15 protein-coding genes and 1 pseudogene are annotated in these 16,839 nt (G+C 70.4%); 10 read left to right on the top strand and 6 right to left on the bottom strand.

Annotated elements, in window-relative coordinates:
- Positions 1–2: 2 nt before the first annotated feature.
- From ACFXJL_RS03325 to ACFXJL_RS03315, 3 genes are read left to right on the top strand one after another with little or no spacing between them, the layout of a single operon-like run.
- Entirely contained in the window at positions 3–1,196 is a 1,194-nt protein-coding gene (locus tag ACFXJL_RS03325) for a glycosyltransferase (RefSeq protein ID WP_384688776.1), read from the top strand.
- Positions 1,193–1,897, top strand: a complete 705-nt coding sequence (locus ACFXJL_RS03320) for a lipopolysaccharide biosynthesis protein (RefSeq protein WP_384631499.1) — start codon at positions 1,193–1,195, stop codon at positions 1,895–1,897. The genes ACFXJL_RS03325 and ACFXJL_RS03320 overlap by 4 nt, the downstream gene beginning before the upstream one ends.
- Positions 1,897–3,048, top strand: a complete 1,152-nt coding sequence (locus ACFXJL_RS03315; protein ID WP_384688773.1) for a GNAT family N-acetyltransferase — start codon at positions 1,897–1,899, stop codon at positions 3,046–3,048. Before ACFXJL_RS03320 ends, ACFXJL_RS03315 begins: the two co-directional genes overlap by 1 nt.
- 682 nt (positions 3,049–3,730) lie before the next feature.
- On the opposite strand, the pseudogene ACFXJL_RS03310 reads toward ACFXJL_RS03315, so the two are convergent.
- Positions 3,731–4,891 (bottom strand): annotated as a pseudogene (locus tag ACFXJL_RS03310) (glycoside hydrolase family 26 protein); the annotation flags it as partial.
- A 179-nt stretch (positions 4,892–5,070) separates the two neighbouring features.
- Between ACFXJL_RS03310 and ACFXJL_RS03305 the strand changes: the two are divergent.
- A complete protein-coding gene (locus ACFXJL_RS03305; protein WP_384688770.1) occupies positions 5,071–6,579 on the top strand; it encodes an ATP-grasp domain-containing protein in 1,509 nt (502 codons plus the stop codon).
- A gap of 35 nt (positions 6,580–6,614) precedes the next feature.
- The gene (locus tag ACFXJL_RS03300; protein ID WP_384688768.1) at positions 6,615–7,886 is read left to right on the top strand and encodes an NAD(P)-binding domain-containing protein; all 1,272 of its coding nucleotides are present in this window, start codon (positions 6,615–6,617) and stop codon (positions 7,884–7,886) included.
- A gap of 43 nt (positions 7,887–7,929) precedes the next feature.
- Here ACFXJL_RS03300 and ACFXJL_RS03295 read toward each other — a convergent pair whose 3' ends face one another.
- Positions 7,930–8,130, bottom strand: a complete 201-nt coding sequence (locus ACFXJL_RS03295; RefSeq protein WP_384688765.1) for a hypothetical protein — start codon at positions 8,128–8,130, stop codon at positions 7,930–7,932.
- A 492-nt stretch (positions 8,131–8,622) separates the two neighbouring features.
- Here ACFXJL_RS03295 and ACFXJL_RS03290 point away from each other — a divergent pair, with 492 nt between their 5' ends.
- Complete coding sequence (locus ACFXJL_RS03290) at positions 8,623–9,213, top strand: DUF4352 domain-containing protein (RefSeq protein WP_384688762.1); 591 nt, start codon at positions 8,623–8,625, stop codon at positions 9,211–9,213.
- Between the two features lie 45 nt (positions 9,214–9,258).
- Positions 9,259–9,762, top strand: coding sequence for a DUF5949 family protein (locus ACFXJL_RS03285; RefSeq protein ID WP_384688759.1), 504 nt, complete (start codon positions 9,259–9,261; stop codon positions 9,760–9,762).
- Positions 9,763–9,890: 128 nt separating this feature from the next.
- On the opposite strand, the gene ACFXJL_RS03280 is transcribed toward ACFXJL_RS03285, so the two are convergent.
- Positions 9,891–11,258: a cytochrome P450 gene (locus ACFXJL_RS03280; RefSeq protein WP_384689153.1), complete on the bottom strand. Its 1,368-nt coding sequence runs from the start codon at positions 11,256–11,258 to the stop codon at positions 9,891–9,893.
- A 452-nt stretch (positions 11,259–11,710) separates the two neighbouring features.
- On the opposite strand from ACFXJL_RS03280, the gene ACFXJL_RS03275 reads away from it, so the two are divergent.
- Positions 11,711–12,187 carry a tyrosinase family oxidase copper chaperone gene (locus ACFXJL_RS03275; protein WP_384631491.1) on the top strand — a complete coding sequence of 159 codons (477 nt, stop codon included), beginning with the start codon at positions 11,711–11,713 and terminating at the stop codon, positions 12,185–12,187.
- 19 nt (positions 12,188–12,206) lie between these two features.
- Complete coding sequence (locus ACFXJL_RS03270) at positions 12,207–13,085, top strand: tyrosinase family protein (RefSeq protein ID WP_384688756.1); 879 nt, start codon at positions 12,207–12,209, stop codon at positions 13,083–13,085.
- Between the two features lie 85 nt (positions 13,086–13,170).
- Here ACFXJL_RS03270 and ACFXJL_RS03265 read toward each other — a convergent pair whose 3' ends face one another.
- A complete protein-coding gene (locus tag ACFXJL_RS03265) occupies positions 13,171–13,434 on the bottom strand; it encodes a chaplin (protein ID WP_329022807.1) in 264 nt (87 codons plus the stop codon).
- Positions 13,435–13,697: 263 nt separating this feature from the next.
- Between ACFXJL_RS03265 and ACFXJL_RS03260 the strand changes: the two genes are divergently transcribed.
- The gene (locus ACFXJL_RS03260) at positions 13,698–13,898 is read left to right on the top strand and encodes a hypothetical protein (RefSeq protein WP_358876261.1); all 201 of its coding nucleotides are present in this window, start codon (positions 13,698–13,700) and stop codon (positions 13,896–13,898) included.
- Here ACFXJL_RS03260 and ACFXJL_RS03255 read toward each other — a convergent pair whose 3' ends face one another.
- A complete protein-coding gene (locus ACFXJL_RS03255; RefSeq protein ID WP_384688753.1) occupies positions 13,899–15,512 on the bottom strand; it encodes an amidohydrolase family protein in 1,614 nt (537 codons plus the stop codon).
- 19 nt (positions 15,513–15,531) lie between these two features.
- On the bottom strand, positions 15,532–16,806 hold the full coding sequence (locus ACFXJL_RS03250; protein WP_384688750.1) for an amino acid deaminase: 1,275 nt from the start codon (positions 16,804–16,806) through the stop codon (positions 15,532–15,534).
- Positions 16,807–16,839 lie beyond the last annotated feature (33 nt).

Raw genomic sequence — 16,839 nt, 5'->3', positions numbered from 1 at the left:
GGATGCGTGTCCTCCATGTCATCACCGGGCTGGGAGCGGGCGGTGCGGAACAACAACTGCGGCTCCTGCTGCGCCGACTGCCCGTGCGCTGCGACGTGGTCACCCTGACCAATCCGGGGACCGTCGCGGAAGGACTGCGCGCGGACGGCGTCCACGTCACCCATCTGGGCATGCGCGGCAACCGGGACCTCGGGGCGCTGCCCCGGCTCACCCGACTGATCCGGCACGGCCAGTACGACCTGGTCCACACCCACCTCTACCGGGCCTGTGTGTACGGGCGCCTCGCGGCCCGGCTCGCCGGGGTGCGCACCACCGTCGCCACCGAACACTCCCTCGGCACCGCCGAGATCGAAGGCCGGCCGCTGACCCGCCCCACGCGGGCCCTCTACCTCGGCTCGGAACGGATCGGCTCGGCGACGGTCGCCGTGTCCGAGACGGTCGCCCGCCGGCTGCGGGACTGGGGCGTACCGGCAGGTCGCATCCATGTCGTCCCCAACGGCATCGACGCCGCACACTTCCGCTACGACCCGAAGGCCAGGCTGACGGTGCGGGCCCGACTCGGCATCGCACCGGACACGTTCGTGGTGGGCGGGGTGGGACGACTGGTGCCCGGGAAGCGCTTCGACGCACTCGTACGGGCGGTGGCCGCGCTCCCCGGTGTCCACCTGGTCCTCGCCGGCGACGGCCCCGAGCGCACCGCCCTCGCCGCCCTCGCCGCCCGGCTGGGGGTGACGGATCGCGTACGGCTGCTCGGTGAGTGCGCAGGTGACACGGGTGCCCATGGCGCACTCGCCGAGCAGAGGCACGCACCCACCGTCCCGCAGTTGCTGTCCGCCGTCGACGTCTTCGTCTCCGCCTCCCGAGAAGAGGCGTTCGGGCTGGCCGTGGTCGAGGCGCTCGCCGCCGGACTCCCCGTACTGCACGGCCCCTGCCCCGCCGTCGACGACCTGCCCGCCCACCAATCGCCCGGTGCACTGCGCTGCGACGGCACCCCGGAACAACTCACCGCCGCACTGCGCAGACAACTCGCGGCCGGCCAGCGGCGCCAGCCGCCACCGGCCGCAGTGGGCCACTACGACATCACCCGCAGCGGCGAACTCCTGATGGAGGTCTATGCGGGTGCCCTCGCCCGGTCAGCCGACCGGTACCCCGCCGATCATCCCCACCCCACCCCGACCGAGAGAGCACGACCATGACCGATTCGCCCGAGCAAGAGCCCGCGCCCCACCGGCGAAAGGGACGGGTCCGAGCCCGATTCGCCCGTCTGCTCCGCTGGTGGACACTGCCCGTCTGGGTACTGGTCGGCGCGGTCGGCGGAGCCGCGTACGGGGTCCTCGCCCCCCGCCAGTACACGGCCACCAGCTACGCCATCGCCGTACCCGCCAAGGACGCCCAACCCGGAGCGGCGCTCGGCTTCGCCCAGGCGTACGGGCGCATCGCCACCAGCGACTCCACCCTCGCCTACGCCAGGGTCGCCGCCGCCATGCCCGTACGGAAGCTCCGCAGCCAGGTGCGCACCGAGACCTCGCCCGACTCGCCCATGATCGCGATCACCGGTACCTCGAACCGACCCGGTGAGGCCGCCGACATCGCCAACGCCGTCGCCGACGCCCTCTTCGTGAGCAGCAACCAGGTCGCCAAGAACACCGGGGTACGGCTGCTCAGCTTCTCCCAGGCCATCCCCCCGGCCTCACCCACCTCCCCGTCGGCGCGGGTGGCCACCGCGGTCGGCGGCTGCACGGGCGGACTGCTGGGCGGCCTGGTCCTGCTGGTACGCCCCCGGCGCACCGACCGGTCGGACAGCGCACCCGGCCCAGAGACCGGTCAACCGGCCGCGGCCACCGTGGTACCGGCGCCCGCCGGTGAAGCCACCGGCAAGCAGCGCGGGCGCGTCTGATGACCGCGCAGCACACCCCGGCGACCGTCACCCTCTGTCGGGACCCACGGGCCTTCGCCCAACTCCGAGAGGAGTGGGACGACCTCCAACGCCGCTGCGCCAGCGCCACCCCCTTCCAGAGCCACGCCTGGCTGGACTCGTGGTGGCTCTCGTACGGGAACTCCGGGCGGCTGCGTGTGGTCCTCGTGCGGCGGGACGGCCGACTCATCGCCGCGGCGCCGCTGATGCTGGTCCACCGGCCCATGCCGGTCCTGGTTCCGCTCGGCGGAACGATCTCCGACTACGGTGACGTCCTCGTCGACGACGATCACGCAGAGGGGGCACTCGCGGCCCTGGAACGCGGACTGCGAAACGCCGCCCGGCATGCCGTCATCGACCTCAGGGAGGTGCGCCCGGGCGCCGCCGCCGAGGGCCTCTACGACCACTGGCGCGGCGCCAAGCGACAACTGGCGGACTCGATCTGTCTGGAACTGCCCGCCGAACCCATGGACGACCTGGTCAAACGACTCCCCGCGCACCGCGCCCAACGGGTGCGCGCCAAACTCCGCAAGATCGACTCCTTGAAGATCGACGACTACGCGGTCGGCGAGGACGAGGTGCCGGATGCCATCGGGCATCTCCTGCGGCTCCATGAACTCCAGTGGCGAGGCCGCGGAGTCACCCTCGAACATCTGCGTCCCCGCTTCGCCGAGCACCTGGTGCGGGCCACCCGCCGCATGATCCGTGAGGGGAACGCCTCACTCATCGAGTACCGACAGGACGGCGAAGTGGTCGCCGCCAGCGTGACCCTGCTCTCCGCGAACCTCTCCGGGGGGTATCTGTACGGCGCCTATCCGGGACTGCGGGAGCAGAAGGTCGACGTGGCGACGATGCTGCTGCGCCATGACGCGGACTTCGCCGCCGCGACGGACCGCCGGGTGGTGAGCCTGTTGCGCGGCCAGGAGTCCTACAAGAACCACTGGCGTCCACGGGCCGTGACCAATCTGCGGCTGCTGATGGCCCCGGCCTCGTGGGAGCCGGTCCTTCGGCTGCACGCGGCGCGGGCTCAGGCGCGCAGGCGCGCGGCGGAGACCGTGGTGTCACGGTTCCCCGCCGCGCAGGAGTGGCGGGCCCGGCTCAACGACTGGCGGGCGGACTTTCGTTCACGCTGATCGAGGCCCGGCCGGGGGGTCAGTCCTCCGTGCTGGCTGTGTTGGCTGGGGCTTCCGCCCCGGCTGCGGGCTCCGGAGTGCTGGGACTGCTCGGGCTGCTCGGGCTGCTCGGTCCAAAGGGCCAGGTCGCAGGCCAGGGGACCGTGACGCACAAGGTGTCATCGGCGACCCATCTCTTGATCCAGTCCGCAACGTTGAGTGGGACGCACCACTTCCTGGGGTTGAGCGGGAGTACGGGGCCGAGGGGTACGGGCAGCAACGGGCCGGGCTGGACGGTCGGAGGCTGAGTCGGTGTGGGAGTCGGGGGCTGAGTCGGTGTGGGAGTCGGCGTGGGCGTGGGAGCGGACGGTGAAGTCGGCTCAGGTGGCGCGCTGGTCGGTGTCGGTGTCGGTGTCGGTGTGGAGGTGGGTACGGGTGTGGATGTCGGTGCTGCGGGAGTGGGGACAGTCGGTGTGCTCGGGACCGGAGTCGGGTCCACCGGGTTCGGTGTCGGTGTCGGGGTGGGTGTGGGCGTTCCGCTCGGCACGGGCACCGGTGCGCTCGGGGTCGGTCCCTGCGGGGTCGCTGCGGTGGGGGTGGCCACCGGAGGAGCGGGCACCTGCGGGGTCGGAGCGGAGGGTGTCGGTGTGGAGGGCACGGCTACGGGCGGAGCAGTCGGAGTCGGACCTGCCTGCGTGGGGACGGCGGGCGACGGAACTGCCGGTGCGGGGAGGGTGGGTGGGGGAACCGTCGGCACGGGAGGCGTGGGAATCGACGGTGTGGGGAACGGCGTCGGCAGGGTGGGCACAGGCGGCACAGGCGGCACAGGCGGCACGGGCGGGATCGGCGGTACCGTGCCCGGCTGCCCCAGCAGCATGGAGCGGTAGACCTTGGACGACTCGGGGTTGTTGCCGCACTGCCAGACGCCGTGCGGGCAGTAGTCCGTGATGGTCTGGTACAGCGGCTTGTGCCGCGCAATCCATTCCAGCATGCCCCGCATATAGTCGGCGTTGTCGCCGTTCCGGAAAAGTCCCCACTCCGGGTATGAGATCTGCTTGTTGTGGGCCGCCGCGAATTCCACCTGCTTGTAGAGTCCGTACGGTGCCGACGCCTGCTCCTCGAATGTCTTTCCGGGGGCCTGGTCGTAGGAATCCATCCCGATGATGTCCACCACGTCATCACCGGGGTAGCAATCGGTCCAGGGAATCGCGTCCGTACCCCTGTTCGGGGCGAAATCAAAGCGGAATGACTGCCCAGGAACAGAACGCATCGTCGTGACGATGCGGTTCCAGTACGTTCGCCACGAGCGGGGGTCGGGGCCGCAGCGGTGGCTGTACGTCGTGCCGTTCATCTCCCAACCGAGCACGATCACCGTGTCCGGAACCCCCAGATTGACCAGTCGTTCGGCCAGCGTCCGGAAATGGTGATCGAAGTGACCCGTCGCACCGACTCTGAGCAGACGGGCGACCTCCCAGTCGCTGAGCCGTGCCTCGTTCCGTTCCAGCATGGGCACGTTGAGCACCAGCATCCGATCGGCCGCACCGCGCCGCCAGTGCGCCCAGTCCTGGAGGAACTGAGGGGCTCCCTCGATGTTGCTCCAGCGGTCGCCGGGAAGGTAGGTGTGCCCCACCCGAAGCTGGGCACCGCCGAGCCAGCGCGAGAACTGCTCGATGCGTCGCACGCCGTCGGCCCCATAGGTGAGATAGGCACCCATGGCGGTGGACGAGGCCGCGGGCGGGACGGGGTCGACCTCCGCGGCGCGGGCCACACCTGCCGTCTGTAGGCCCCATACGCCCGTTGAGGCGAGGAGGCTGACGGCGATCGTCCCGATAGAGGTACCCGTGAGGCGGCGCCGACGGTTCATAGCTCCTCCTTAGGAAGGCCGTTCGCCTCCGAAAACATTCTGCGGGGGCGAACCCGCCGCTGATTTAACGGCGTACCAGACCGTAGGCAGAAAGTCCTACTAGTGAGCTTATTGACGACACGTCAGTAACCCATTCGCGATAAGTCCTAGCGATATTCAGGACCATCCAGGTGAACGTCATGACGCTGATTCGAACGTTCGACGCAGAAGTGCCCGCATTGGTGCTCCGCCTCGACCGCAACCCCTTTCACCACGGCACCCTCGGCGCCGTCCGATCGCTGGGGCGCGCCGGTGTCGAGGTCCATGCCGTGGTGGAGGCCGCCGACAGCCCCGTGGTGCGCTCCCGCTTTCTGCGGGGTGCCCACCTCGTCCCGTCCGGCCCGCTCGGGGCACGACAGTTCACCGAACTGCTCCTACGGGTCTCCGACCGGATCGGCACACGCGCCGTGCTCATCGCCATGGACGACGCGAGCGCGATCCACGTCGCCGCGCACGGCGCCCTGCTGAAGGACCGCTACCTCCTGCCGAACCAACCGGTAGGGCTTCCAGGTCTCCTCGCCGACAAGGCGGAGCTCGCGGCGGTCTGCGCCCGCGCCGGGATCGGTCATCCACCGAGCGTGGTCCCGCGAAGCGCCGACGAAGCTGCCGAGGCGGTGGACGCGCTGGGGTTGCCGCTGGTGGCGAAGTGGAGTCGACCGTGGCTGCTCAGCCCGGTGAGCGGACTGCGCAGCACGACCCTGGTGCGATCGACCGCCGCTGTCCGAGCCCTCTACGCACGTGCCGAGTGCGCGGGCAGCCGACTGCTCCTCCAGCGCTATGTGCCCGACGCACCGCGCACCGACTGGTTCTTCCACGGCTACTTCTCCGACACGCAGGCCGCCACGGGTGCCACGGGCACGACGGAAGGTCCCCGCTGTCTGGTGGGCGGCAGCGGGCTCAAGGAACTGTCCTGGCCCGCTCGGACGGGGCTCACCGCGAAGGGCCGCTGGCAGCCCAACGAGGAGGTCGAGGAAGCGGCCCGGCGCCTCGTCCACCAGGTCGGCTACCGGGGCATCCTCGATCTCGACTTCCGTCGGGACGAGGGCACGGACTCCTATCAACTCCTGGACGTCAACCCGCGCCCCGGGGCGCAGTTCCGACTCTTCACCGATGTCGGCGGCCTCGATGTCGTCAGGGCGCAGTACCTGGATCTGACCGGTCAGCGGGTGCCCCACTCGGTCGGTCGGCCGGGACGGGTGTTCATGGCCGAGAACTATGCGCTGCTCTCCGCGGCGATGTCACTGGGGGTGCGGAACCGGCCCGGAGAAGTGCGGCGGATCAGGACGACCGGGCCCGGCGCGGGCTTCCGGCAGAACCCCGTAACCGCCTGGGGGGTAACCGACGAACGGCCTCGGGGCGACCGCCGCACCACGGCGCCTGTCGAGGGGCCGCGGCAGGCCGGCGCGGCTGGCGCGGTCGGCAGGAGGAGGACCGTCGTCGAGCGCGCAGGAGCCGGGGGACGGGACTGGGAGGTCGCCTGGTTCGCCGGCGACGACCCGATGCCCTTCCTCGCCATGCTCCGGGCCTGGTTCGGCCGGGGTGCGGTCAAGGCCGGCCGGCGACTGCGTCCCCCGCCGCTCCTGCCTTATCGCACCCGGCGTCCGGCGCCGCGCCCCCGTGAGCCGGACCATGCGCCTCCGCTTCTCTGATCCGCTCACCCCAATCCCCCCGTTAAGGAACCACGATGTACGACATGGCAGTGATCGGCGCCGGACCCTACGGCCTGTCCGTCGCCGCGCACGCGGCGGCTGCCGGAATGAGCATCCGCATCTTCGGCCGGAGCATGGAGTCCTGGCGGGACCACATGCCCAGCGGCATGTTCCTCAAGTCCGAGCCCTGGGCGTCGAACCTCTGCGACCCGGCCGGCCGCCACACGCTCGGCCGCTTCAGCGCCGAGCGGGGCTTCGAGGCGGTGCACGGCAGCCCCCTGCCGATCGGCGCATTCACCGAGTACGGACTGTGGTTCGCCCGGCGCGCGGTGCCCGAGGTCGACGAGCGAACGGTCACCCTGGTCACCTCCGCCGAGAACGGCTTCGCGGTGCGGACCGCCGACGGGGACAGCATCGGCGCCCGTACGGTCGTCGTCGCCGTCGGCGTACTGCCCTTCGTCCGGGTGCCACAGCCACTGGCCGACCTGGGCCCGGAGCACGCCACCCACAGCAGCGCGCACCACGACCTCTCCGCCTTCCGGGGGTGCGAGGTCACGGTCATCGGTGCGGGTCAGGCAGCGCTGGAGACCGCGACCCTCCTCGCCGAACAGGGCGCGCGTCCACGGCTGGTCGCCCGTGCCGATCGGGTCCGCTGGAACACCGTTCCGCTGCCACTGGACCGCGGCGCACTGCGCTCGGCACGGACCCCGATCAGCGGCCTCGGCAGCGGCTGGACCAGCTGGGCATACGCACAGCTGCCCTGGGCGGTACGGACGTTGCCCGCGACGACCCGCGAGCACATCGCGCGCACCGCGCTGGGCCCGGCGGGGGCGTGGTGGCTCAAGGAACGCTACGAACGGCAGGTGCCCGCCCTGCTGGGGCATCGACTGCACGGTGCCGAAGTGCACGACGGACGGGTGCGGCTGACGCTCGTCGAACCGGACACCACGAGGTTCGTGGTCGAGACCGACCACGTCATCGCCGCCACGGGCTTCACCCCCGACCTCGACCGGCTCTCCCTCCTGGACGCCCCGCTGCGCCGGGCGATCACCACCCTCGGCGCCGGCCGTGCCCCCGATCTCAACGCCGCCTTCGAGTCCTCCTGGCCGGGACTCTTCTTCACCGGGCTGCTGAGCGCCCCTTCGTTCGGGCCCTCGATGCGCTTCGTCTACGGGGCCACGTACACCGCCGGTCGGCTGGTGGCGGGAGCCCGTGGGCGGCTGCGGGGCCGACGTACCCAGTTGTTGCCCCGCCCTGCGGCGCCCGCCTCCTCGGTGGACGGGGCCGCTGCGCTGCGCGAGGGCTGATCGCGCCGGGGCTGTGGGTCCACCCGTTCCGCAGCCCCCGGCCTCAGTACGGAGGTCTGCCCTGGAACCAGCCGAGGTGCGGAGCGGGCGCGGCGCCACGGTCGGGTGGCAGGGGCTGGTGCACCGGGAACTGGATCAGACGCGCCCATTCCAGGTCCGGCACCCCGGGGAGGGTGCGTCCTGCCGCCGTCCACTCCTGGGAGAGCTGCTCGTAGATCGGGATCTCCTCGCGGGGTGGGCCCATCGGCCGGGGGGACGGCTGGGGGTGCGGTTGGGAATGCGCCCGTGGAGGGTGCTGAAGCGTCTGAACGCGCTGCCATCGGGCAGGCCCGGTTGTCCTCGCCATATGTCGGCCAACGCCCGGCCCGTCCGGGAAGTCACTGAGGAAGGCCGACGACGGAGTACCGCAGGAACGATAATTCGAGCCCGCGGCCACCGCCCTTCCCGTTGATCGGACTTCACGCCCGCAAGACCACTCGGAGTGCGCCCCCCGAGCGTGACCCGGAGATGCGCGCCGATCATGTGCGCCCCGGCCCGTGGTGTGCCCCCTGCGGGTGACACGTCCCACGACACGGCCCGCCGGTAGGGGATTTCGGACCGGAGGGCCGAGAAGATACGGAAAACGGCCCATCATCCAGCGGGCCGCGCCGTCGGAGCCCTAGCGGGGCACCCCACGGATCGCCACTCAGAGCCCGGGCCGCCCGACGGCTCGCCCGCGCCCGTCCTAAGGGGACCGATGCGACGACACATCACTTCCGCGCTGTTGGCTTCGGCGCTCGTGATGGGGACCGCCACCGCCTGCCAGACCATCTGGAGCGACCAGGACGCAACGACCACCCGAGGCGAGCGCGACCCTGCACCCCGTGCCGCTCCGCCCGCGACCGATGCCAAGGGGAATCCGGCCGGCACCTCCTGGATCGGCGACTCCGTGAACATCGGAGGACGGGCGTTCGGCGAACACCTGCGCATCTCCGTACTCGGCTTCGTCGATCCGGCCGTTGCCACCGGCAAAGCTGCGAAGGAGCCGGCCGCGGGAAACCGCCGACTCGGCGTGGACGTCACGCTCGCCAATGTCGGTGGCAAGCCCTATGACGCATCCAAGGCCACTGCATGGGTCGTGGACGATCAGGGCAAGCGCCATGCGGCGAGCGTGACGGAAAGGATCACCACCGGGATTCCCTTGAAATGGAACACGGTTGCGGCGGGTGAACAAACACAGGGTTGGTTGGTGTTCGAAGTCCCGGAGAATGCCCGCATCACGCAGTTCTTCTGCACTTTGGGGACCACGACCGTCTCCTGGCAACTCCACTTTCCACCATCCAGGTGAACGCAAGGCCCGGCCACGGCTGATCGGGCACTAAGGTGCCGATCCATGACCACTGCGAACTCCACCCAACCATCCGTCCAGCGAAGCCAGTTGGGCACCCTTTCCGTACTCGCCTGGACCGGTGACCCCGAAGCCGGATACGACATGCCGTATCTGCTCGTCTATTCCCTGGGCGATGGGGAGGGTGCGAACGGCGGAAGTGAAACGGCCCTGCGCGCGCTCATCGAAAAGGTGGGACTGAAAGTCGGATCGGCGATGACCGATGTGACGGCGGGCTCCGTCAACTCACCGATCAGACTGCTCGTCGAGGGCGGTCACGCCGTCCTCACCATGCCGTACCTGAGCGCCCAGTGCCCCGCCCCGAAGGAGTGGCTGGCCGCGGTCGACCAGCGGGGGCACGTCCACCTCATCATCGCGGCCCGCCCATGGGCCGCTGCCACCCCCGGGGAGCCCATCAGCGAGGAGACCCTCCAGGCGTTCCTGGGCGACGAGGAGACGCTGCTCGCATCCGGTCATGTCCTGCTGCCGGTGAGCCAACTCCGCCGCTGACGGCAACGGCTGTTTTCCCGGCCCGAGAGCCGAACCACGGAACCGCCGTGGAACGGGCCCGGTGCCGGGATCGGGCCGTTCTCGCGAACCGGGCCGGGGAAACCCGATCCGGGCCGGGAAAACCCCGCTCAACACGGACGGTCGACGGTACCTCGATCGTCGATCGGCCCGAAGTCGATCGCACCGATACCCGCACCGCGATCCACATCGATACCCGCATCGATACCCGCACCTACGTCACCACCGGTGTGAGTGGGACCGAATGCGAACGGCAGGGACCTGACCCGATTGTCAAAGCTGGAATCCACCAGTTCCGCCGCCCCCACGGCCCGTAGCGCAGGCGGAACCGTCAACAGCTCCTGGAAGATCGCCTTCATTTCCTGCCGGGCCAGATGGGCTCCCAGACAGTAGTGCGGTCCGCCGCCCCCGTATCCCAGATGGGGATTGGGATTCCGGGTGATGTCGAACGCGTCGGGATCGTCGAACACTCTTTCATCGCGATTGGCCGAGGCATAGAAGAGCACCACCTTCTCGCCCGGTACGAATTCCCTACCGCCCAGTTCACATGCCGTGCTCACCGTGCGACGGAACTGGATGATGGGTGTGGAATGGCGTACGACCTCCTCCATCGCGCCATCGGCGTACCGGTCGAAGTCGGATGCCAGCAACGCGCGCTGCTCCGGGTGGTCGCTCAACAGCACCAGCCCATGGGCGATGGCGTTGCGGGTGGTCTCCACACCCGCGACCAGTAGCAGGGAGAAGAACGCCCCCAGTTGGCGGGCGGTCAGCGCCTGACCGTCGATGTCCGCACAGACCAGTGCGGACACGAGGTCGTCGGCGGGCTGTCGACGGCGCTCCCTCGCCAACCGCGCCATCATCCACTGCATATGGGCCAGCGCCCGCAGCCCGCGGCCTGGAACGCGCAGCCGTGAGCGCCGTACTCCGACGTTCTGCGACGCCTCGTCGACCCGTCGGGCGATCTGTCGGCGGTACACCGGTGGAATGCCCATCAGATCGCAGATGACCTCGAACGGCATCCGGGAGGCCACCGAGGCCACGAAGTCCCCCGGCCGGTCCCGGACCACCTCGGCGACGATGCGGTGGGCCACCTCGCGCACATTGTCCTCGGCGGCGGCCAGCAGCCGGGGAGTGAACGCCCGGGCGACGATCTTCCGCAGGGCCGCGTGCTCAGCGCCGTCCATGTTCACCATCGAGTTCCCGAACACGGCCTTCGCCCAGGCGGCCGGTTCGGGCGTGGTCACCCCGGGGGCGCTGGCGAAGTTCCCCGGGGTGCGGCTCGCCTCCTGCACATCGGCGTGCTTCACCAGTGCGAAGAACCCTGGCTCCGACCCGAAGTGCCGCGGCGCATCCAACTGCCTCAGCAGGGCGAACGACCGCAGCCGCTGAGGACGCGGCAGCCGCCAGAACGACGGATCGGCGAGATCGACACCGTCGACCGTCAGTTTCGCTGCTGATCCCGTTGAGCTCGACGACATCGACGGGGGCGGCTGCATCGGGACCGTCATGGTCACCACCTTCTGGCTTCTGGAGTAGGGCGACCGCGCCGAACCACGACATGACAGCCGCAGGGTCCAACACGACGGGCAACATGCTGGTTTACCGCGCCAGCACGGGCGGGCACGCCACGACGGGCGTTGCTGCGGACAGGGGAACTTCCCGTGGCGTCCGGCCCTCCGCGCCGGCGCCGCCACTGTGCCGACCACTCCCTAGCGGTCAACAGGCGCAGACACCCACGCAGACGCAGACACCCACACAGGCACAGGCACAGCCGGGATCCCACCTTCCCTCCACGCCCTCGCTCGCCCGGGCATGGGGCACCCCACCGGACTCGGCTCACAACGCTCCGGTCCCGCCACTCGGACGAGCAACCCTTTCGCGGCGACCTCGTTGACAGACCGAAGCACAACCCCAGCGAAAGAGCTCGTCCATGCCATTGCTCGACCGTCCGACCGTGCGCTTCCTGTCCCGCCGCACACTGCTGCGCACCGCCTTCACCATCGGGGTGGTCGCGGGTACGGCCGGAGCGCTCGCGCCGATCATCGCCCGCAACCGGCCGGTACGGCCCCCGCGGCGGGGCGTCGCCAGGCCGCCCGGTCTCGAACGGTTCGCCGAGGTGTACCGGGGCCGGCACATCGAGGGCACCGCGACCGTGATGGTCCCCATTGGCGCAGACGGTCGGGGGCGTGCGGTGCCCGTCGCCGTGCCGAGCGTCGAGGTGCGGATCGACGGCCGTCCCCTGCACGTGATGCGCCGGGCCGACGGCAGCTACCTCAGCCTGGTCAACCACTACGAGTCCTTTCCGACGCTGCGCGACGTGGCCCGGGCCGCGGTCGACGACCTGGGCCCCGCACAGTTGTCGTCCACTTCGTCGCGGGGGCACTCCACCGTCCCGCAGACCCACTGAGCCCGGAGGTCCGGCACCGGTGTACACCCGCAAGAACCAGCGGAACCTGACCCGTACGGAGAAGCGGCGCCTGGTAGATGCGCTGCTGACACTCAAACGGTCGGGACGGTACGACGAGTTCGTACGGATGCATGGGGAGTTCTACGTCACCGATGCGGAGGAGGCCCCCCGGGCGGCCCATATGACGCCCTCGTTCTTCCCCTGGCACCGTGCCTTCCTCCTGGACTTCGAACGCGCCCTCCAGGAGGTCGACGCGGAGGTCACCATCCCCTACTGGGACTGGACGGTCGATGACTCGCCCGCCTCGTCGCTGTGGGCGGACGACTTCCTCGGGGGCACGGGCCGGGTCGGCGACCGTCAGGTGATGACGGGCCCCTTCGCCTACGCGAACGGGAACTGGCGCATCGATTCCCGAGTGACCGACGGCAGGTACCTCACCCGCAATCTCGGCCGCCCCTCCGATCCTGTCACCCTGCCCACCAAGCAGGACGTGGCCGACGCGCTCAAGGAGTCCGTCTACGACGAGGCTCCCTGGGACTCGACCGTGCCCACCGGCTTCCGCAACCGCATCGAGGGGTGGACCGCGAACGGCACGGACGGCATGGATGCCCCGGTGCGCTGGCGCAACCACAACCGGGTCCACCGCTGGGTGGGCGGACTGATGTTGGGTGCCACCTCACCCAACGATCCGGTGTTCTGGCTGCACCACTCGTTCATCGATCTGCTCTGGCACCGTTGGCAGCAGGCACACCCGAACGCGGAGTACCTGCCACGGACCCCGCTGCCGGCGTCCGACCCCCAGGGCGGCCGGGTCTTCGCGCGCAATGAGCCGCTGCCGCCGTGGGGGACCACCACGGCGGATCTCCTGGACCACACCCGCTGGTACCGCTACGCGTAGCCGGCCGCGTCCACAACGGGACGGAGCAAGACCGAGGCCCCCCTTCCGCGGAAGGGGGGCCTCGGTGCTCGGGGTGTGAAACGGCTCAGTGGCCGTAGGCGTTGCCTTCGGAGGCGTTCACGCAGGTGTTGCCGAACGCGGGGTTCAGCAGAGCGATGATGTTCACGGTGTTGCCGCACAGGTTGACCGGGATGTTGACCGGCACCTGGATGGCGTTGCCGGAGATCACACCGGGGGAGTGGGTAGCGGCACCGTGCGCTCCGGCGTCGGCAACAGCCAGGCCGGCGCCACCGGCCAGGATGGCGCCCGAGCCGGCGACGACGGCAGCGGCCTTCGCGATACGCGACATCAGTTCTCCTTGCAGATCTGAACTCGGCCACAGGACTTGCGGCCTTCACGCTGCTACAACGCCCGAACCCTTGGGCGGTAACGGATCGACGGCAAAGTGCCCGCCCTTGGCCGTAACGAAGGGCGATGAGCGGGTCCGCCCAGGTGGGCGAGGTGTCACAACGAAGGACGCCGAACCGCGCCCCGGCGCACCCGCCGGGGCGCGGACCGGCGCTGTCGACGCGTACACGGTGACCACTCGCCCGCCCGGGCGTTGCACAACACATGACCCTCTACAAGAAGGCCACCGCAGTGGCCGTCCTCGCCTGTGCGCTCGCCGTTCCGGCGGTCGCCACCGCCCATGCAGCTCCCCGAACCACCGTGCAGTCGGCCGGGGAAGTCGACCGCAATCTCATCAAGCCGCCGCCCGGCGGGGTGCTCGCTCCCGTCACCGACGCAGCCGCGAAGCTCCTGCCCCGCCGCTGATCAACCCATCGGGCCCGGAACCCGGCGTACCGAGCGGCCCGCCAGTACATCCGTGCGCACCCCGTCCTCGATCACGAACCTGCCGTCGATCAGTACGTGCGGAATGCCGACGGGCAGGGTACGCGGGGCTTCGAAGGTCGATCCCGCGGCGACCGTCAACGGATCGAACAGGACGAGGTCGGCGCGGTACCCCTCCCGCACCAGCCCGCGGTCCGGCAGCCGAAGCCGGGCCGCGGGGCGCGAGGTCAGATGTGCGACGGCCTCCTCCAGACCGAGGACGCCGAGTTCGCGCACGTACCGACCGAGGTAGTGCGGGAAGGTGCCGTAGGCGCGCGGATGGGGCTTGCTGCCCTGGAGGATGCCGTCACTGCCACCGGTGTGCACCCGGTGGCGCATGATCGCGCGGACGTTCTCCTCATGGCCGACGTGCTGGAGGATGGTGGAGCCGAGCCGGTCGCCGATCAGCAGCCGCCGCGCCGTGGTCCAAGGGCTCTCCCCGCGGGCCCGGGCGCTCTGCTCGATCGTGCGGCCCACGTGGGGAGCGAACGCCGGGTCGCTGACGCCGGAGATCTCGATCGTCTCCCACTCGATCGGCACCCCATGGCAGCCGTCGGAGCCGATCTCCTCCAGATGGTGCCGGATCCGCTCGGCGATCTCGTCGTCCATGAGCCGCGCCAGCGTCGCGTCCGGTCCGCCCTCGCTCGCCCAACTGGGGAGGACGGCGACGAGCGTGGTGGAACCGGGGGTGTACGGATAGGTGTCGAGCGAGATGTCGGCGCCGGCGTCGATGGCCCCGTCGAGCAGTGCGAGCAGATCGGCGGCCTTGCCCTTGTTCACTCCAAAGTTCATGGTGGCGTGGGCCAGATGGAGGGCGCAGCCCGCGTCCCGGGTGAGGGTGACCATCTCCTCGTAGGCGCGCAGTGCTCCGGCCCCGTACGAGCGGTGGTGGGGGCAGTAGTAGGCGTCGTACTGGGTGAGGACGCGACACAGTTCGGTGAGTTCGGCGTCGGGCGCGTACATGCCGGGGGTGTAGGTCAGTCCCGAGGACATGCCGACCGCGCCCTGCTGGAGCCCTTCGGCGACGAGTTGCTTCATCCGCTCCAGCTCGGCGGGGGTCGCGGGGCGGTCGTCCCAGCCCACGACGTGCATCCGGACCGTTCCCTGGGGGACCAGGTAGGCGGCGTTGACGGCGATGCCGCGGTCGAGCCGGTCGAGGTACTCGCCGACCGTGCGCCAGTCGAAGTCCACGGACGCATCGCCCGGTCCGCCGCCGTTCCAGCCGTTGATGGCCTGCCGCACGGCCGTCAGGGTGCGGTCGTCGACCGGCGCGTAGGACAGCCCGTCCTGGCCGAGGACCTCCAGGGTGACGCCCTGGGCCGCCTTCGCCTCGTGGGCCGGGTCGCGCAGGAGCGCGAGGTCGCTGTGGGCGTGCATGTCGATGAAGCCGGGGGCGAGGGCGAGCCCGGCGGCGTCGAGGGTGCGGGGCGCGGAGAGGGCCGGGTCGCCCTCGCGGCGGATCCCGGCGATCCGCCCCTCGTGCACACCGACGTCGGCGCGGTAGGAGGGGCCGCCCGTGCCGTCGATGACACGTGTGTCACGGATGACGAGATCCATGGTTCCGGACTCCCCGGGCCTAGAAGAATGTGCGGATGTAGTCGCTGACCGTTCCGTCCGCTTCGACCAGCGGGATCAGCTGCCACTTGTCGAAGGCGGTGCAGGGGTGGGACAGACCGAGGCCGATCCAGTCGCCGACCTCCAAGTGGGCCTCCGCCGTGGTGCGCAGCCAGCCGTGCTGGTCGGACAGTCCACTGACGGTGATGCCGTCCGCCGGCCGGATCGCGCCCGTGCGCCCGTCACGCACCACCTGTGCCTCGGGCAGGTCCAGGTCGTACGCCGCGTCCCGCTTGCCCGCGTTGATGAACGCCTGCTCGGGGGAGGGGCGGGAGACCACCTGTGCCCAGAGCCGGAAGGCCGGCTGGAGGGCGCCCTCCTCGGGGACTCGGTTGAACGGCGTCAGATGGCGGTAGTGGCCGTCGTCGTGGGAGACGTACGCACCGGAGCGGAGCAGCTTCAGCACCGGGCGGGACAGTTCCGGGATCTCGGCGAACACGTCCGCTACGGCGTCGAACCAGGCGCTGCCGCCCGCGCTGATCACGATCTCCTCGGTGTCGGCGAACCGCCCGGCCTTGTCGAAGTCGACGGCGAGCGCGATCATGCGCCGCAGCCAGGCGCGGACGCTGGTGCCGTCGGCGGCCGGTACTTCGCCCTCGTATCCGGCGACCCCGACCAGCCGCAGGCTCGGTGCGGCGGCGACGGCATCCGCGACGGCTGCGCATTCGGCCTCGGTGCGCGCGCCGGTGCGCGCACCCTCGCCGGCGCCGAGTTCGACCACCACGCCCAGGGGGCGGGCGGCACCCGCCCTGGTGAGCGCTTCGTCCATCAGTTCCACGCCCCGTACGGAGTCGACGTAGCAGATGAACGTGAAGTCGGGGTCGGCGAGCTCGTCGGCGAGCCAGCACAGGGCGGCGGCGTCGACGACCTCGTTGGCGAGGAAGATGCGCTGGATGCCGTGGGCCCGGCAGACGCGGGCCTGGTGGGGCTGGGCGACCGTGATGCCCCAGGCGCCGTGCTCCAGTTGCCGGGCGAAGAGCTGCGGAGCCATCGAGGTCTTGCCGTGCGGCGCGAAGGCCAGGCCGTGGCGCTCGGAGTAGGTCTGGAGGAGGGTGAGATTGTGTTCGAGGGACTCTGCGGAGAGTGCGAGCACGGGGGTGGTGAAGCCGCCGGTGAAGAGGTTGAGGCGCTCGGACGCCAGTTCGCCGACCGTCAGGCCCACGGCGTCCGGCGGTAGCGCCTTGAACCGGTGGTCGACGCGCTCGTGCCGGAGCAGGGCGAGCTGGTCGGCGGGCATAGAGCCTCCTCATTGAGACGGCCGTTGCACTAC

It is taken from the genome of Streptomyces sp. NPDC059256, from assembly GCF_042753785.1.
Lineage (GTDB): Bacteria > Actinomycetota > Actinomycetes > Streptomycetales > Streptomycetaceae > Streptomyces.
Note: the sequence above shows the minus strand (reverse complement) of the source record. Positions and strands in the feature narration are given on the sequence as shown.